This is a genomic window from Halomonas sp. 141 (assembly GCF_002810305.1).
In the GTDB taxonomy this organism is placed as follows: domain Bacteria; phylum Pseudomonadota; class Gammaproteobacteria; order Pseudomonadales; family Halomonadaceae; genus Vreelandella; species Vreelandella stevensii.
Genome location: NZ_PINZ01000124.1, coordinates 1 through 839 on the forward strand (window position 1 = coordinate 1; position 839 = coordinate 839).

The window sequence follows — 839 nt, forward strand, 5'->3', positions numbered from 1 at the left end:
AGCTGTCCCATCAGGCGCAGGATGTTGTAGGCCAACTGGGCGAGATGCAGGATCAGATCGTTGGTGGCGAACTTGCCGGACGGCAAGCGCTCCAGGTCGAGATCGGTCTTGATCTCGCTGTGAAACTGCTCATGGGTGGCATGCGCCTGGTAGCGCTTGATCACCGCCTCCGGCGCCTCGTCCAGGCTGGTCCACCAGCCTTCCAACTCATAGTCCGGTTCGAGCAGCAACTGGCCATCGCGATCGGCGGTGCGCTCTACCAGGCGCATCACGCGTTGGACGACGTATTCGGTCTTGTTGTCGTCGTGGATCGAGACGGTCTGCGGCCACAGCGCCTGGCGCTTGCCAGGACGCAGCTCTTCCCAGTAGTCCGCCGCCACCGCCAGCCAGGTATCTCGATCAGCCGTGGCCGAGCCCCGCGGGTTCCATTTGACGACATAGTCGAGCCGGCGCCCCTCGTCGGCAAAGACCTGGCGTTGCTGTTCGAGAAGCGCCAGGTGCGCCTGGCTGTCGAAGCCGCTGTCCTCGCGTAACAGGATCGGTTGCCTGGTCAGGCATTGGGCGCGAGGCAGTACCCGCTCCAGGAAGGCGTTGCTCTCCTTCATGGTGTGCTGCTTGCCAGGCCGCAGTTCCAGACCCAGGCACCACCCTTCGTTGCCCAGATAGGCGGCGATCGGGGTGTAGCCATCGACCTTCTGGTAGGTCCGCGAGACGCCTTCCTTCTTCGAGTTGCTGTTGTCCATGACGAAGGTGTCGATGTCCAGGCAGACGTGTGTCGTCTCGGCGGTGATCGGTGCTTCGATCAGTGACAGCAGGGTCGTGGACCAGGTGGCGGTGCG

1 protein-coding gene is annotated in these 839 nt (G+C 63.3%); it reads right to left on the reverse strand.

The annotated features are described in order from the left end of the window. Positions 1–839, reverse strand: an 839-nt coding sequence (locus CWI66_RS17640) for an IS1380 family transposase (protein WP_157809012.1), incomplete at both ends; no start/stop codon positions are given.